Source organism: Photorhabdus stackebrandtii, from assembly GCF_011189495.1.
GTDB classification, from domain to species: domain Bacteria; phylum Pseudomonadota; class Gammaproteobacteria; order Enterobacterales; family Enterobacteriaceae; genus Photorhabdus; species Photorhabdus khanii.
In genome coordinates this window covers 1-219 of sequence record NZ_PUJV01000221.1, presented here as the reverse complement: position 1 = coordinate 219, position 219 = coordinate 1, and the positions used below count along the sequence as shown (strand labels likewise).

Sequence of the window (219 nt, the reverse complement as noted above, 5' to 3'; positions counted from 1 at the left end):
TCCACCGTGACGGCTCACAGGTGACGGAATTCCACCGGATGTTGCCGGCGGAACTGAATGCCCGTCTGCGCCAGCAGGCGCAGCAGTTGGGTGTCAGTCTGGCAACGTTGTGCCATCTGGCCTGGGCACAGGTGTTATCGCGCACCAGCGGGCAGGAAAAGGTGGTGTTCGGCACCGTGCTGTTCGGGCGCATGGCGGCGGGAGCAGGGGTGGGACTGT

At 64.8% G+C, this 219-nt stretch carries 1 protein-coding gene; it reads left to right on the top strand.

Annotated elements, in window-relative coordinates:
• On the top strand, nucleotides 1-219 hold a 219-nt coding region (locus C5470_RS22385), incomplete at both ends, for a hypothetical protein (protein WP_166291978.1).